Origin of the sequence: Halobacterium sp. CBA1132, from assembly GCF_001485535.1 — an archaeon.
In the GTDB taxonomy this organism is placed as follows: domain Archaea; phylum Halobacteriota; class Halobacteria; order Halobacteriales; family Halobacteriaceae; genus Halobacterium.
The window spans coordinates 1416394-1431296 of record NZ_BCMZ01000001.1; the positions used below are offsets into that span (position 1 = coordinate 1416394).

Sequence of the window (14903 nt, forward strand, 5' to 3'; positions counted from 1 at the left end):
CTGAACAGTCAGTAAGTTCCGATAAGAATAGTATGGCGGCGCAACCGACCGACGAGATTCTGGACGCGACGTACCGCGCGCTCTGCGAGCACGGGTTCGCGAACCTCACGGTGCAGGACATCGCGGACCACTCGGAGAAGAGCAAGGCGACGATTCACTACCACTACGACAGCAAGCACGACCTCTTCACGGCGTTCCTCGACGACCTCTACGGCGACTACGTCGACCACCTCGACAGCGTCGAGGGGGAGACCCACCGCGAGCACCTGCTCGCGCTCGTGGAGTTCTCGCTGGCGGAGGGCGGCGACGTGCCCGGCATCGACTTCCGAACGGCGATGCTCGAAATCAAGGCGCAAGCGCCCTACGAGGAGGACTTCCGGGAGCGACTCACGAAGTTCGACCGCTACCTCGCGGACCGCATCCGCGACGTCGTCGAAGCCGGCGTGGAAGCGGGCGAGTTCCGCGATGTCGACCCGGAGACGACGGCGGAGTTCCTCGTGACGACCATCAAGGGCGCGCACACGCGCCGCGTCTCCGTCGACCACCCGCTGGATAGAATCCGCGAGACGCTCGTCGAGTACGTCGAGACGCGCCTCGTCGACGACCGAACGGAGGTGTCTGCCTGATGGGACTGCGCAGCCGCCTCGATTCGGTGTTCAAGGGGCCCGACGAGTTCGACCTGACCTCCGGGGGCGTCGGGAAGCCGCTGTTCTTCCTCGCGTTGCCTATCGTCGTCACGAACCTCTTCCAGACGGCGTACAACCTCGCGGACACGTTCTGGCTGGGCCAGTACAGCACGGACGCGCTCGCGGCGATTAGCTTCGGGTTCCCGCTCGTCTTCCTGCTCATCTCGCTCGGGATGGGCGTCTCGGTCGCGGGCAGCGTGCTCGTCGCCCAGCACACCGGTGCCGGCGAGGAGCGCGAGACGGAGTACGCGGCGAGTCAGACGGTGACGTTCGCCGGCATCGCCTCCCTCCTGCTCGGCGGCATCGGGTTCATCTTCGTCGAGGACCTCCTCCGCCTGCTCGGGGCGTCCGCGGACGTGTTGCCGCTGGCCACCAGCTACCTCGAAGTCATCACGCTGGGGCTGGTGTTCATGTTCGGGTTCTTCGTGTTCATCGCGCTGATGCGCGGGTACGGCGACACCATCACGCCGATGCTCGTGATGTTCGGCTCCGTCGTCCTGAACATCGTCCTCGACCCGTTCCTCATCTTCGGGTGGTGGGTGTTCCCCGAACTCGGCATTCAGGGCGCAGCCGTCGCGACGGTGTTCTCGCGAGCGCTCGCGCTGGTCGTCGGCATCGCCATCATGTTCGAGGGGACGCGCGGCGTCCAAATCAACCTCCGCGACATGGCGCCGGACTTCGGCTACCTCCGCCGACTCGCGCGCATCGGCCTCCCCGCGACCGTCGAGGGGACGGGGCGCGCGCTCTCGATGAACCTCCTGTTGGTGGTCGTGGCGCTGTTCCCCGACCCCGTGGTGGCCGCGTACGGCATCGGAACGCGAGTGTTCTCGGTCATCTTCCTGCCGGCCATCGCGGTGGCGCGCGGCGTCGAGACGATGACCGGGCAGAACATCGGCGCGGGCAATCAGGACCGCGCGGAGGAAGCCGCGGCGCTCGCCGCGAAAGTGCTGTTCGTGGTGCTGTCCGTGCTCGGGGTCGTGACGTTCCTCGTGCCCGAGCAAATCGTCTCCGTGTTCGTCGGCGCGGGCCAAGAGAACGCCGACCAAGTGGTCTCCGTGGGCGCGGAGTTCCTGCGGTACGTCGCGCTCACGTTCGGTTTCATCGGCATCATGCGGGCGTACACCGGGAGCTTCCGCGGCGCGGGGAAGACGCTCACCGCGGCTGCCATCTCCGTGCTGATGCTCGGCGTCATCCGCCTGCCGGTGGCGTGGTTCGCCGCGCAGGAAATCGGTGAGACCGGCATCTGGGTGGCGTTCGCCGTCTCGAACGTCGTCGGCGCGCTCGTCGCGTACGCGTGGTACCAGCGCGGCACGTGGCGGGACGCCGACCTCACGGAGTCCGACGTTGCCTCCCCGGAGGCCGCCGCGACCGACGACTGAGCAGAAACGACTTCTTCGAGGGGGTCGAAGCCCGACGAGATGCCCGATTGGTCTCGCCGACGCGCCCTCCACGCGCTCGGTACGGCGACAGCGGTAGCGCTCGCTGGATGCAGTAGCAGTGACGGCGAGTTTGAGGAGCCAGCCGACAGTCGACGCGGCGACCGAGTGACCGACTACGAACTCTTGACCGTGAGAACGTCGGGGGACGACGCGCTGTTCTGGGAGGGCGAACGCCCGACAAGCGACAACCGCCAGCCCGGCGGATACACCTACATCAACACGGAATCAGCCCTCAACGACGTGACGTTCGTGGACAGCGAGCCCGCCGGCAAGCTGGCGGCGTTCGTCCGCGAAACCGACTACGACTCCGAGTCGATACTCGTCCAGTCTCGGCCGGTAAAAGAGTGCTACGACCTCCATCTTCGCGGCGTGTGGCGCGAAGACGACGGCTTCCAGACGGCGTTCTGTTCGCGCCTTCGGTCCGCCGACGTGGCCTGCTCGAAGGGCGACAAACAGACCGTCGGCATGGCGATTCGGCTCCCGTTCGCGGAGGACGACGTTACGTCGATGGGGACTCGGTGGAGCAGCAGTTGCGACAGGCGTCCGGAACCGGTCTCCGCCGACGGGGGTGACGGGTCGTGACCGAGCGCAGTCGGCGCGCGTTCCTCGCGGCGGCGAGCGGCGTCGCGCTGGCAGCGACGGCGGGCTGTTCGAGGCTGCCCGTCGTCGGGAACAGCGACTCGGGCGTGGACTACGACGCCGAGCGACTGCAGTCCGCCGTCGAACCCGTGAACGAACCCGCGTCGCCGACGTACCCCGGTCCCGTCCCGGACGCGCTCGCGACCACACACTACGAGCGCGGGCGCGAACTCCTCGCTGCGGTGCCCGAATTCCCGGAGATTCCGAACGGGGTCGTCGCCGCCGACGTGTCGACCGACCGCGAGGAGGCCGATGAAGCGCTGGCGGAGCCGCCTGCTGCGGTCGACACGCTCGACGCGCTCGGCGACTGGCGGCGCTACCGCGTCGACGCTGCGACGGTCCGGGGCGCGTACGAGGCCGCGACCGGGAACGCCGACCGGGACGCGTTACGGCAGCGCCGTACGTCGATACGCGACGACCTTCACGCGTTCCGAGGGGACTGGGCGTACCGCGCCGAGAACGCCGTGGAAGCAGTCACCGTTCACCGGCGCTTGGAGACGCTCGCGGCGGACATCGAGCAGTCCCTCGTGGCCGACCGGCCGTTCCCGGACGAGCCGAAGCGGGCGGTCTCGGACGTCGGCTCGCTGGTCGGCGGGGTCGAAGCGGCGCGCGCGAAGGTCACGGACGCCGCCGCGCTGCGCGACACCTACCGCGACTCGTCGATGTCGGGCTACTGGAGCGCGGTCGCGACCGCTGCGGAGCGACTGCGAGCAGCCACTCGGTCCACGCGCATTCGAGTGTCGTCGTACGTCGACAGGGACGCCGAGGCGTCGGACTTCTGGCGGAACGTCGCGAACACGCCCGCCGAGCGGTTGTTCGACCTGACGAGCGGAGGCGCCCGACACGAGATGGATTTCGCGGAGTCGCGCGTCGACAACGCCGAGTACGCGCGGGCAGTGACCAGCAGCGGTCGCGCGCTCGTCGACTTGCTGGCGCTCGATTCGATTACCGACGCAATCCAGAACGACGAGTACAAGATGCCGCCGTCGACGGACGCCGTCCTCGACGCGCGCGAACGCGCCGTCGACGCGGTAGCGTCGGTGGACGCAGCGCCGCTGACCGACCTGTTCGGGTGGCGAGCGCGGACGGCGCTCGCCACGGGGGATTACCGGCTCGGTGGCTACCCCGAGTCTGACTACGAGGACCTGCCGGACCGTCGGGAGGTGCGGGACGCCGTCGCGAACTACGCTCTCGCCGTACACACTGCGAACGCGATTCCCGCGGTGACCGAACGTGTTCGCGAAGAACTGCACGCCGCGGTCGAGAGCGGCGCGTCGAACGCGTAGCGCGTTTCGAGGCTGCACTCCTGTCAGACGGGCGGCAGCCGGGCCGCTAACCTTTTTGCGCGTGGGGTGGCTTCCTCCAGTAAATGGCCAGGCCACCGGAACTCCTCGAGGACGTGCTCGACGGCATCGACGTGTTGCTCGTGTTCTCCCCGAGCAGCTCGTACTACGACCGCGTGAAGGGCGTCGAGGGAGCGGACGTGGTGGTCGTCGCCACGGAGAACGCCGTCGGCGCGGAGACGTTCGTCGAACTGCCGCTGGCGTTCGACGACGTCAAAGAACGCATCCGGTTCGGTATCGAGGGCGCGCTCACGGAGGGCGCCGTCGACGACGGCGACCAACTCGGCTGTGCGGCGCCGCTGTTCGGTGACGACATCGACATGGTGGCGCGCACGAAAGTCGACGAGTCCCGCCACTCGGGCATCTACGACCTGTTCGCGAACTCTCGGGCGGAACCCGGCGTCATCCGGGACGTCTTCGAGGTCGCCATCGAACTCGGGCAGAAGGGACAGAAGGGCGAACCCGTCGGCGCGCTGTTCGTCGTCGGGGACGCCGGGAAGGTGATGAACAAGTCCCGCCCGCTGTCGTACAACCCCTTCGAGAAGAGCCACGTCCACGTCGGTGACCCCATCGTGAACGTGATGCTCAAGGAGTTCTCGCGGCTGGACGGCGCGTTCGTCATCAGCGACTCCGGGAAAATCGTCTCCGCGTACCGCTACCTCGAACCCGGCGCGGAGGGCACGGACATCCCGAAGGGACTGGGCGCGCGCCACATGGCCGCGGGCGCCATCACGCGAGACACGACCGCTGTCGCCATCGTGCTCTCCGAATCCGACGGCCTCGTCCGCGCGTTCAAGGGCGGGGAACTCGTCCTCGAACTCGACCCCGAGGAGTACTGACATGCAAGTCGACTTCAGTCCGGTACTAGACCCCGACTTCCGGTACGTGCTCGCCGTCGCGGTGCTGTTCGCGGGGCTGGCGCTCGGCTACCTCGTCGGCCGCGTGAACGAGCGCCTGCTGTTGGCGCTCGGGGTCGACGACGCCGTCGAGGGCACGAGCATCGAGCGGATGGCTCACGACGTCGGGTCGTCGACGGTGTCGATGGTCGCGCGGCTGACGTCGTGGATAATCTACGCGTTCGCGGTGCTGGTGTCGCTGGAGGTCGCGCGGCTCACGGTCCAAGACGCCGTCTGGTATCCCGTCGTCGGCTTTCTCCCGTCGTTCGTCATCGCGGTCGTCGTGTTGTTCCTCGGCGTAATCGCCGGCGACAAGGCCGAACTGTTCGTCAGCGAGCGACTGCGGAGCGTGAAGGTGCCGGAGATGTCGGTGCTGCCGAAGGCCGTGAAGTACAGCGTGTTGTTCGTCGCGGCGCTGGTCGCGCTCTCGCAGGTCGGCGTCGCTATCGACGCGCTGCTCGTGTTGTTGTTGGCGTACGTCGCGGCGCTCATCCTGTTCACCGCCGTCGCCACGCACAAACTGCTGACGGCCGCGGCGTCCGGCATCTACCTTCTGTTGCGGCAGCCGTACGGCATCGGTGACCGCGTCGCCATCGGCGAGCACGAGGGCATCGTGCAGGAAGTGAACGTGTTCGTGACGCGCGTCGAGAACGACGGCCGGGAGTACGTGCTCCCGAACCACCTCGTGTTCGACCGCGGCGTCGTCGTGGTCCGCGAATGACCCCCGTCGCGTCAGTGTCGGCGGTCGTGGCGTGGGCGGTGTTGACGGCCGGTGGGTACGCTGTGGCCGCCGGCGACGGCCGGCAGGCGTGGGCGCGCGACCACGGTTCGCGGCTGGCGCTGTGGCTTGGCGCGCTCTCGGGCGTGCTGATAGCCGTCGCCGCGGGCTTGTTCTCGGTGTGGGAGCAGGCGGGCGTCTACGTGCTCGCGGCGGCGGGCGTCCTCGGATACGGCGCGGGCGTCACGGCGGCGGCGGGCGCGGCCGGACTAGCGGACGCGGCGACCGGTGAGCGCGCGCCGTTCGCGCGCCGCGTTCGAGCGTTCTGGTACGCGGCGGGGAGGTACTTCCGGGAGACGCGGGCGGCGTTCGTGCTCGCGTTCGTGGCGTTCGCGCTGGCGGCTATCGTCGCCGGCGTCGCCGTCGACCCCGTGTTGCGGGCCGTCGGGTCGTTCTCGGTCGGCGCGGCGTTCGCAAGTCTCACTGCGCTGGCTGCGACGGGCACGTTCGTCCCCGGCAGCTACGACGAGGACGCCGCCGAGCGCGTCCGCGCGGTACACTAGTCGCGGTCGAGCGGTTCGGCGGGGACGCCGGCGACGGTTTCGCCGGGCGGCACGTCGTCGGCGACCAGCGAGTTCGCGGCGACCTGCGCGCCCTCGCCGATGCGGACGCCGGGGAGGACGACTGCGCCCGCGCCAATCATCGCGCGGTCGCCGACGACGACTTCGCCGGTGCGGTACTCGTCTTGGAGGAACTCGTGGCACAGCAGCGTGGCGTCGTAGCCGACGACGGCGTCCTCGCCGACCGTGACGAGTTCGGGCCAGAAGACGTCGGGCGTGGACTCTAACCCCCACGCGGCGCCGGCGCCGACGGTGACCCCGAGTCGCCGCAGCAGCCAGTTCTTCGCGCGGAGGCTCGGGCAGATGCGCGCGAGCACGACGACGACGTAGTTGAGCGCGACCCGCAGCGGGTGTTTGGCGTCCGGCCAGTGCCACAGGGAGTTGCGTCGGCCGGGCGTCGGCGTTCGGTCGAGGCGGTCGTGGCGCGACACGCTCGCGGGTTCGCGGGCGGTCGCCATGAACCTACGTGTCCCGGCGGTTCCGAAAGTACGACTACTGTCGAAGGTAGGATTTATTATCGTCGAACTACAGTCGGCAAACGACGAATGTCTACTCGACAGCTGCCGACTGGCGTGGAGTCGCCGCGCGGGAAGCTCGTCTACCTCTACCTCTCCACGAACGAGAGCGCGACACTGGACGACCTCCACGGCGAACTCGACGTCCCACGAATCACGCTGTACAGCGTGTTGAAAACGCTACGCACCCGCGGGCTCGTCGAACAACAGGGCGACGACTACGTCGCCGCGCGCCCGCTCTAAGGCTCCTCGACGGGAGTGAACGACCCCGTGACGTCCCACGAGTGGACACAGTAGACGTCACCGACCTCGCCGTCGACCCGCCAGTTGCTCGTTTCCTCGTCCCAGCGCTCGGAGCGCCCACACTGCGTACATGTGCGCTCTTTCGGGGCTCGAATTTCGGTCATCGGGCGTACGCAGTCGGCCCGCCGGCTTGAGTGTTCTGCCCACGCGGTTTCGACGGACGTCGGTCCAAACAGTTACGGCGTCGGCGCGTCCGGGTTCCGGCATGCGCTTTGGCATTCTCTCCACGGCGAACATCGGTGACGAAGCGGTCGTCCCCGCAATTCGGTCGACCAACCACGACGTTCAGGCAGTCGCGTCCCGGAGCGCGGACGCCGCGGCCGCGTACGCCGACCGCCACGGCATCCCCGAGACGTACGACAGCTACGACGCCCTGCTTGGCGCGGACATCGACGCCGTCTACATTCCGCTCCCGAACGGCCTCCACGCCGAGTGGACGAAGCGCGCCGCCGACGCCGGCCTCGACGTGCTCTGCGAAAAACCGCTGGCGTCGGACACCGCGGAAGCCGTCGACGTTGTCGAACACTGCGAGGACGCCGGCGTCACGCTCATGGAGGCGTTCATGTACCGCTACCACCCGCGGACGGTGCGCGCCGTCGACGTCGCGCGCGAACACCTCGGTGACCTCCGGCACGTCCACGCCGAGTTCAGTTTCCAACTCGGGGACGGCCCGGACGTTCGCCTCGACCCCGACCTCGCCGGCGGCGCGCTCATGGACGTCGGCTGCTATCCCGTCAGCGCCGCGCGCACGTTCCTCGGGGAACCCGCGCTCGTCTCCGGGCACACCCACGACCGTCGCGGCGCGGGCGTGGACACCGAGGTCGCGGCGACCTTCGAGTTCGACGACGGCGCGACCGCCACCATCGAAGCGAGCTTCGAGACGCCGTTCCACCAGACCTACCGCGTCGAGGGCACCGACGGTTGGCTGGAAGCCGACGCGGCGTTCAACCCCGGCGGCTCGGAGACCTCGCTTCGCTGGGGGACCGACGAGAAGACCGTCGAGGAGACGTTCGACCCAGTGGACTCCTATCGCCTCGAAATCGAGCACTTCGCGGCGAGCGTCGACGGCGGCCGCGACCCCCTGACGGACGGCAACGAAGCCATCGCGAACATGCGCGCCATCGACGCCATCTACGAATCGTCGGCGACCGGCGACACGATTCCGCTCTAGGCGTGCTCGCTCCAGAACAGGTCTAGCTGGTCGCCGAGGAACTCCGGCGTCATCCGCGTGAACTCCTCGCGCTCGCCGGGGCCGAGGTACTCGAAGACGGAGTGGCGCGCACCCTCGACGTAGCGTTGGCCGACGAACGCCCGCACGCCGACCTCCTCGGGACCGCGAATCACGCGCCCGATGGCCTGTCGCGCGCGGCGGACAGCGGGCACCGTCAGCGCGTACTCGAAGGCGTGGTCCTCGCCGAACGCGTCCGCGTACGCCCGGCGGACGGCCCGAACTCTTGGCGACCCGACGTTCACGAGCGGGACGCCGACGACGGCGCACGCCGCGAGTTTGTCGCCGTCGTAGTCGACTCCCTCCGTGAGCGTGCCCCGCGTACTCGTCACCATCACTTTGCCGTCGCCGCGGAAGAACTGGCGCTTGAGCGCGTCCGTGTCCTCGTTGCTGGAGGACTCGTCGACGAGCACGGGCTTCTCGACCGCGTCTTCGAGGTAGTCGCCCGCCCACGCGGCCTCCCGGTAGTTCGGCATGCAGACGAGGACGTTCCCCGGCGTCCGCGCGATTGTGCGGAGGACGTAGCGGTACTGCTCGCGGGTCTGGTTGGCGTTCTCGCTGGTCGGGTCGCCGCGGTTGCGCGCCGTGAACGGCGTCGCGTCCACGATGAAGCTCGCGCGATTCTCCTCGGGGAACCGCAGGTCGTAGCGGCGTTCCACGACTGGCCGCGCCTCGGCGTCACCCGCGCCCGCTTCGAGCCTGTCGAGGCCGGTGACCTCCCGGAACACGTCCAGCGGCTCCAGCGTCGCGCTCATCAGCACGCCGCCGCCCAGCCCCGCGAACGTCTCGCGGAGCGCGCGCGCCGGCATGCAGTTGTACGTCACCAGCGCGGGCGTGTACGACTCCGCCCACGCCGCGCCGGCGCGCCCGGAGTCCTTGGGCGCGTGCTCTAGTTCGATTTCCCGGAAGTACGTCGCGTGGTCGCGTTCCCACCACCGCTGGAGGGTGACGCCGACCGCGCCACAGACCGCCGAGCGGTCCCCGTCGTCCTCCAGAATCGCCGCGACGGCGGTGCCGATGTCCGCCAGCGACCGCCACAGGCCGCCCGTGTACCCCTCCTGTTCGGCCCACCGAGTGAGGTCGTCGGGTTCGTCGGTCTCGGGGTCGCGGAGCGGAATCTCGTGGTCGTACTCCGGGAGGTCGCGGGGCCGGTTCGGGTCGTGACCCTCATTCGCGAGGTACTCCGCGACCCGGTCGTCCAGCCACTCCGAGACGTCGCCGAGGAACTCCACGGCTTCCTCGACGGCGTCCAGCGTGACCTCGTAGCTCTTCAGTTCGTCTCTGACCTGCTGGCGGTTCGACTCGCTCTGCTTGGCCGTCGTGAGCAGTTCGCGGAGGTCGTTGCGAGCGCGAGCGAGCGTGTGGCGGCCGACGCGGTCGGAGAGCAGGTCGCGGACGCGCTCCTCTAAGCGGTGCGCCTCGTCGACGACGACGAACGTGCGCTCGTCGAGCAAGTGTTCGGTGAGCCCGCGCGTCTGCGGGTCGAAGAGGTGGTTGTAGTTCCCGATGACCACGTCCGCGTGGTCGAGCATGACCTGCTGGACGCGGTGCGGACAGGTGCCGTGCTCGACAGCGGCGGGGAGGAAGTCCTCGCTGGTGACGACGTTGTAGTCCCCGACGTCGAAGCCGACCAGCGAGCCCTTGTTCCGGCCGTACCAGTCAGCCTCGAACGGGCAGAACAGCGGCGGATCGCCGTCCGCGAAGTCGTCGGGCGCGCTCGGCTGGACGGGGACGTACGGCGAGTCCGCGCCGTCGGTCCGGAGCGGATTCTCGGAGAGCGTGTGGCTGGCGTCCGCGCGAGCGGAGCGCGCCAAGTCGCGGGCTTTTGCGGGGTCCCACCACGGGTCGTCGAGCGCGTCCGTCGCGCGCAGTTCCGTCAACTCGCGGGCGTCCTGCCCGTCGAAGCTCCCGCCTTCGCCGTCGGCTTCCACGAGGCCGGCGGTGGACTCTCGCAGGTCCTCGCAGCGGTCGTGGACGCTCGCATCTCGGGGGAAGATGTCCTCGCGGCCGTACGGGCAGAGGTCGCGCTTCCCGACGAGCGCGACGCCGTTCAGCGGTTCGTCCAGCCCCGAGTTCATCTGCCGGAGGTCCGCGACGAACTGCTGGAGCTGCTGTTTCACGGGGGTGACGACGAACACGCGCTCGTAGTCGTCGGTGCGGCGCACGAGCTGTGCGGCCGCGGTCAGCGCCGCCATCGTCTTCCCGGTGCCGCAGGGCCCCTCCATCGCGAGGTAGCCGCCGCGCTCGCCGGCGTCGATGGCCGCGTCGATGGCGTCGGCCTGCTGGTCGTAGGGCCGGTCGAATCCGAAGAAGTCGCGCCAGTCGTCGTCGCCCATTCGGTACAGGGTGGGGCGCCACGAGGTATGAACGTACGGATTGGCGAACGGGCGGCCAGTGGATTCTTCCGTGGAACTGCGCTTCGAGTGGGTATGGAAGAGGGGGAGACGGCGGCGGGTTCGGGGTCGACGGGCCGACGGTACGAGGCGCTGGCCGCTGCCGTCGACGGCGGCGTCCTCGAAGTCGACGCCGACGGTCAAATCACGGGCGTCGACGAGACGTTCGTCGAACAGACGGGCCGCGCGGCCGACGACGCCGTGGAGGAGCCGCTCGCGGCGCTGTTCGGCGAGGACGCCGACCGAATCGAGCGCGCGCTCGCCGACGACGCCGACGCGACGCTGACGGTCACCGTGGACGGCGCGGGCGGCGCGTCTACGCCCTTCGAGTTGCGGTTGCGGGGAGTTAGTTCAGATGGTGGCACGGGCGCTGTCGGCGTGCTCGCGCCTGCCGTTGGCGACGCTGGGGACCGAGCGCACGACCCCGCGGAGCGCCAGCGCATCCTGCAAGACTTCCACGACGTGACGACCGACGCCGACCGGACGTTCGAGGAGCGCGCGGCGGCGCTTTTGTCAATCGTCCGGGAGACCATCGGCACCGAGTACGCGTCGCTGTCGAAGGTCGACGGCAGCGACTACACGTTCGAACTGGTGGACGCGCGAGCGGACATCCCCGTGGCGTTCGGCGAGGAATTCACGCTCGACGAGACGAACTGCGAGCGCATCGTGGAGACCGATGAAACGGTCGTCTTCCAAGACATCGCGTCGGACGCCCCGGGGTTCGCGGACCGCGCGGCGAACACCGAACTCGGCCTGTCGTGTTTCCTCGGCGCGCCCGTCGTCGTCGACGGCGACGTGCAGGCGACGCTCTGCCTCCTCGGCTCCGAACCCCGCACTCGGGGGTTCTCCGAGTGGGAGGTCACGCTCGTGGAACTCGCCGCCGAGTGGGTCAGCTACGAACTCACCCAGCAGCGCACCCGCGAGCGACTCGAACAGCGCAACGACGCGCTCCAAGCGTCGCGGCGGCGCTACGAGACGGTCGTGGAGAACTTCCCGAACGGCGCGGTCGCACTCGTCGACGACGACCTCCGGTACGTGACGGTCGGCGGGTCGCCGGTCGACACCGAGGACAGCACGGCCGAGGACCTCGAAGGCAAGCACGCAGAGGACGTGCTGTCCCCGGAGTTGGCGGCGGTGCTCGTGCCGCGGTACCGGGCCGCGCTGGACGGCGAGGCCAGCACCTTCGAGTGCGAAGTCGGCGAGCGCGCCACCCAGTTCCACATCTTCCCCGTGTACGACGACGGCGAAGTCACGGGAGCGATGGGAATGTCACAGGACGTCACGGAGCGCCGCGACCGCCGGCGCCGAATCGAGGAGAGCGAGCAGCGCTACCGCACGCTCGTGGAGAACTTCCCGAACGGCGCGGTCGGCCTCTTCGACGAAGACCTCCGGTACACGGCTGTCGGCGGCGAACTCGTCAGCGAGGGCGACATCTCGCCGGAGGACCGCGTCGGCCGCCGCGTCCACGACATCTACCCGGACCATCTCGTCGAGGAACTCGAGCCACACTTCGAGGCGGCCCTCGACGGCGACCCGCAGGGCTTCGAGACGGAGTTCGACGGAACGCACCTGTCCGCGCGCGTCCTCCCCACTCGCGGCCCGGACGGCGACGTCGACGGCGGAATGCTCGTCGTCCAAGACGTCACCGAGCAGCGGGAGCGCGAACAGGCGCTCGCGGACGCGAAATCCCAGATGGAGGCCGCCGCACAAGCGGGCGCGGTCGGCACGTGGGAGTGGCACGTCCCCGAGGACCGCTTCGTCGCCGATGCCTCGCTGGCACGCCTGTTCGGCATCGACCCCGATCGCGCCCGCGAGGGCGTGCCGCTGTCGGAGCTCGTCGCCTCGATTCACGAGGACGACCGCGAGCGCGTCGCCGCCGCCATCGACGAGGCCGTCGAGACGTGCGGCGAGTACGAGGAGGAGTACCGCGTCTACGACGCCGACGGCGACGTCCGCTGGGTGGTCGCGCGCGGCTACGTCGAGTGCGAGGACGGCGAGGCAGTGACGTTCCCGGGCGCGATTACGGACATCACCGAGAAGAAGCGCGCCGAGCGCGAAATCGAACAGCACCGCGAGCAACTGGAGACGCTGTTCGAGGTGCTGCCGGTCGGCGTCGTCGTCGCGAACGCCGACGGGGAACTCGTGGAGGCGAACGGCATCGCGAAACGCATCTGGGGCGGCGCGGACTTCGACGCCGAGTCCGTCGACGAGTACGACCAGTACACGGCGTGGTGGGCGGATTCCGGCGAGCGCGTCGAGCCGGACGAGTACGCGCTCGCTCGCGTGCTGGACGGCGAGCCCGTGGTCGAGCCCGACGTCTACGACATCGAGGCCGCGGACGGCTCCGAGCGCGTCATCGAGGTCCGCGGGATGCCGGTGTACGACGACGGCGAGGTCGTGCGCGGCGTCATCACGATGACCGACGTCACCGAGCGCGCCGACCGCGACCGCACGCTCGAACGCCGCGCGCACCAGCAGCGGGTCGTCGCCGACCTCGGGCAGCGCGCGCTCGAAGCCGACGACCTCGACGAGTTGATGGTCGAAGCGACCCGCCGCGTGGCGGACGTCCTCGACAACGAGTACGGCAAAGTCCTCGACCTCGACGAGTCGGACGGCGAGCTACTGATGCGGGAGGGTGCAGGCTGGCGCGAGGACGTCGTCGGGTCGGCGACCATCGACGCGGATGCCGAGCGGTCGCAGGCCGGGTACACGCTCCAGACGGAGGAGCCGGTCGTCGTCGAGGACTTCGAGGCGGAGGACCGATTCGACGCTCCGGCCCTGCTCGTGGACAACGGCGCGCAGAGCGGTATCAGTACGATAATCGGCTCCGTCGAGAACCCGTGGGGCATCTTCGAGACCCACGACACCGCCGTTCAGGAGTTCTCCGAGGAGGACGTCAACTTCGTGCAGAGCGTCGCGAACGTCCTCGCGGACGCCATCGAGCGCGAGCGCTACGACGCCGAGCGCGAACAGCTCGTCGCGGACTTGGCGGCGTCCAACGAGCGCCTCGAACAGTTCGCGTACGCGGCCTCCCACGACCTCCAAGAGCCGCTGCGGATGGTGTCCAGCTACCTCTCGCTCATCGAGGACCGGTACGGCGACGAACTCGACGAGGACGGCCGGGAGTTCCTCGACTACGCGGTCGACGGCGCCGACCGGATGCAGGAGATGATAGACGCGCTGCTGGAGTACTCCCGCGTGGAGCGCGACGCGGACTTCGAGTCGGTCGACCTCGACGCGGTGTTCGCGGACGTCTGCCGGGACTTCGAGGTGAAAATCGTGGACAACGACGCGACGGTCGTCGCCGAGTCGCTTCCGACGGTCTCCGGCGACGAGGACCAGCTCCGGCAGGTGTTCGGGAACCTCCTGAGCAACGCCATCGAGTACGGCGGCGACGAGCCGACGGTCCGCGTGTCCGCCGAGCGCGGCGACCGCGAGTGGGTGGTCTCGGTCAGCGACGACGGCATCGGCATCGACCCCGACCACGCCGACCGAATCTTCGAGGTGTTCCAGCGGCTCCACACCCACGACGAACACGAGGGGACGGGCGTCGGGCTGGCGCTCGTCCAGCGCATCGTCGAACGCCACGGCGGCGACATCTGGGTGGAGTCGACACCCGGCGAGGGGGCAACGTTTTACTTCAGTATCCCCGACAGGGACCAACGCGATGACTGAGCACCGCGACGGCGAACCCGTCGACATCCTGTTGGTCGAAGACAACCCCGGCGACGTGCGCCTCACGCGAGAGGCGTTCGCGGAAGCGCAAATCACCAACGACCTCCACGACGTCAACGACGGGGAAGCCGCACTCGACTTCCTCCACCAGCGCGGCGACTACGAGGACGCCCCGCGGCCCGACCTGCTGTTGCTGGACCTGAACCTCCCGAAAGTGGACGGTCTCGACGTCCTCGAAGAAGTGAAGACCGACGACGACCTGCGGACGATTCCGGTCGTCGTCCTCACGAGCTCCGAGGCCGAGGAGGACGTCGTGCGGAGCTACGAACAGCACACGAACGCGTACCTCACGAAGCCCATCGACCCCAACGAGTTCGTCGACGTGATTCAGTCCTTCGAGCGGTTCTGGTTGACGCTCGTCGAACTCCCGCCGAACACCGACTGACGC

Annotated in this window: 14 protein-coding genes; 11 read left to right on the top strand and 3 right to left on the bottom strand. The window is 69.0% G+C overall.

The genetic code is table 11. From position 1 onward, the window contains the following. Positions 1–32 precede the first annotated feature (32 nt). The 7 genes from AVZ66_RS07325 to AVZ66_RS07355 all read left to right on the top strand — a co-directional run bounded on the left by AVZ66_RS07325 (position 33) and on the right by AVZ66_RS07355 (position 6284). A complete protein-coding gene (locus AVZ66_RS07325; protein WP_058983240.1) occupies positions 33–626 on the top strand; it encodes a TetR/AcrR family transcriptional regulator in 594 nt (197 codons plus the stop codon). Continuing rightward, positions 626–2065, top strand: coding sequence for an MATE family efflux transporter (locus AVZ66_RS07330; RefSeq protein ID WP_058983242.1), 1440 nt, complete (start codon positions 626–628; stop codon positions 2063–2065). Before AVZ66_RS07325 ends, AVZ66_RS07330 begins: the two co-directional genes overlap by 1 nt. 39 nt (positions 2066–2104) lie before the next feature. Continuing rightward, a complete protein-coding gene (locus AVZ66_RS07335) occupies positions 2105–2707 on the top strand; it encodes a hypothetical protein (protein ID WP_157575629.1) in 603 nt (200 codons plus the stop codon). Further along, positions 2704–4050 (top strand): hypothetical protein, encoded by a 1347-nt coding sequence (locus AVZ66_RS07340; RefSeq protein WP_058983246.1) that lies wholly within the window; start codon positions 2704–2706, stop codon positions 4048–4050. Before AVZ66_RS07335 ends, AVZ66_RS07340 begins: the two co-directional genes overlap by 4 nt. A gap of 83 nt (positions 4051–4133) precedes the next feature. Further along, positions 4134–4946, top strand: a complete 813-nt coding sequence (dacZ, locus tag AVZ66_RS07345; protein ID WP_058983248.1) for a diadenylate cyclase DacZ — start codon at positions 4134–4136, stop codon at positions 4944–4946. A 1-nt stretch (position 4947) separates the two neighbouring features. Further along, on the top strand, positions 4948–5724 hold the full coding sequence (locus AVZ66_RS07350) for a mechanosensitive ion channel domain-containing protein (RefSeq protein WP_058983250.1): 777 nt from the start codon (positions 4948–4950) through the stop codon (positions 5722–5724). After that, complete coding sequence (locus AVZ66_RS07355) at positions 5721–6284, top strand: hypothetical protein (protein WP_058983253.1); 564 nt, start codon at positions 5721–5723, stop codon at positions 6282–6284. Before AVZ66_RS07350 ends, AVZ66_RS07355 begins: the two co-directional genes overlap by 4 nt. Here AVZ66_RS07355 and AVZ66_RS07360 read toward each other — a convergent pair. After that, on the bottom strand, positions 6281–6799 hold the full coding sequence (locus AVZ66_RS07360; RefSeq protein WP_058983255.1) for a DapH/DapD/GlmU-related protein: 519 nt from the start codon (positions 6797–6799) through the stop codon (positions 6281–6283). The two genes, AVZ66_RS07355 and AVZ66_RS07360, sit on opposite strands and share 4 nt — an antisense overlap. Before the next feature lie 87 nt (positions 6800–6886). Between AVZ66_RS07360 and AVZ66_RS07365 the strand changes: the two genes are divergently transcribed. Then, complete coding sequence (locus tag AVZ66_RS07365) at positions 6887–7099, top strand: helix-turn-helix domain-containing protein (RefSeq protein WP_058983257.1); 213 nt, start codon at positions 6887–6889, stop codon at positions 7097–7099. On the opposite strand, the gene AVZ66_RS16590 is transcribed toward AVZ66_RS07365, so the two are convergent. Further along, a complete protein-coding gene (locus AVZ66_RS16590) occupies positions 7096–7263 on the bottom strand; it encodes an HEWD family protein (protein ID WP_197407735.1) in 168 nt (55 codons plus the stop codon). The two genes, AVZ66_RS07365 and AVZ66_RS16590, sit on opposite strands and share 4 nt — an antisense overlap. Before the next feature lie 101 nt (positions 7264–7364). Here AVZ66_RS16590 and AVZ66_RS07370 point away from each other — a divergent pair, with 101 nt between their 5' ends. Beyond that, complete coding sequence (locus tag AVZ66_RS07370) at positions 7365–8330, top strand: Gfo/Idh/MocA family protein (RefSeq protein ID WP_058983259.1); 966 nt, start codon at positions 7365–7367, stop codon at positions 8328–8330. On the opposite strand, the gene AVZ66_RS07375 is transcribed toward AVZ66_RS07370, so the two are convergent. Then, positions 8327–10723 (bottom strand): ATP-dependent DNA helicase, encoded by a 2397-nt coding sequence (locus AVZ66_RS07375; protein WP_058983261.1) that lies wholly within the window; start codon positions 10721–10723, stop codon positions 8327–8329. The two genes, AVZ66_RS07370 and AVZ66_RS07375, sit on opposite strands and share 4 nt — an antisense overlap. Positions 10724–10816: 93 nt before the next feature. Here AVZ66_RS07375 and AVZ66_RS07380 point away from each other — a divergent pair, with 93 nt between their 5' ends. Continuing rightward, complete coding sequence (locus tag AVZ66_RS07380) at positions 10817–14455, top strand: PAS domain-containing protein (RefSeq protein WP_058983263.1); 3639 nt, start codon at positions 10817–10819, stop codon at positions 14453–14455. Next, positions 14448–14900: a response regulator gene (locus AVZ66_RS07385; protein ID WP_058983265.1), complete on the top strand. Its 453-nt coding sequence runs from the start codon at positions 14448–14450 to the stop codon at positions 14898–14900. Before AVZ66_RS07380 ends, AVZ66_RS07385 begins: the two co-directional genes overlap by 8 nt. The last annotated feature ends 3 nt before the right edge of the window (positions 14901–14903 follow it).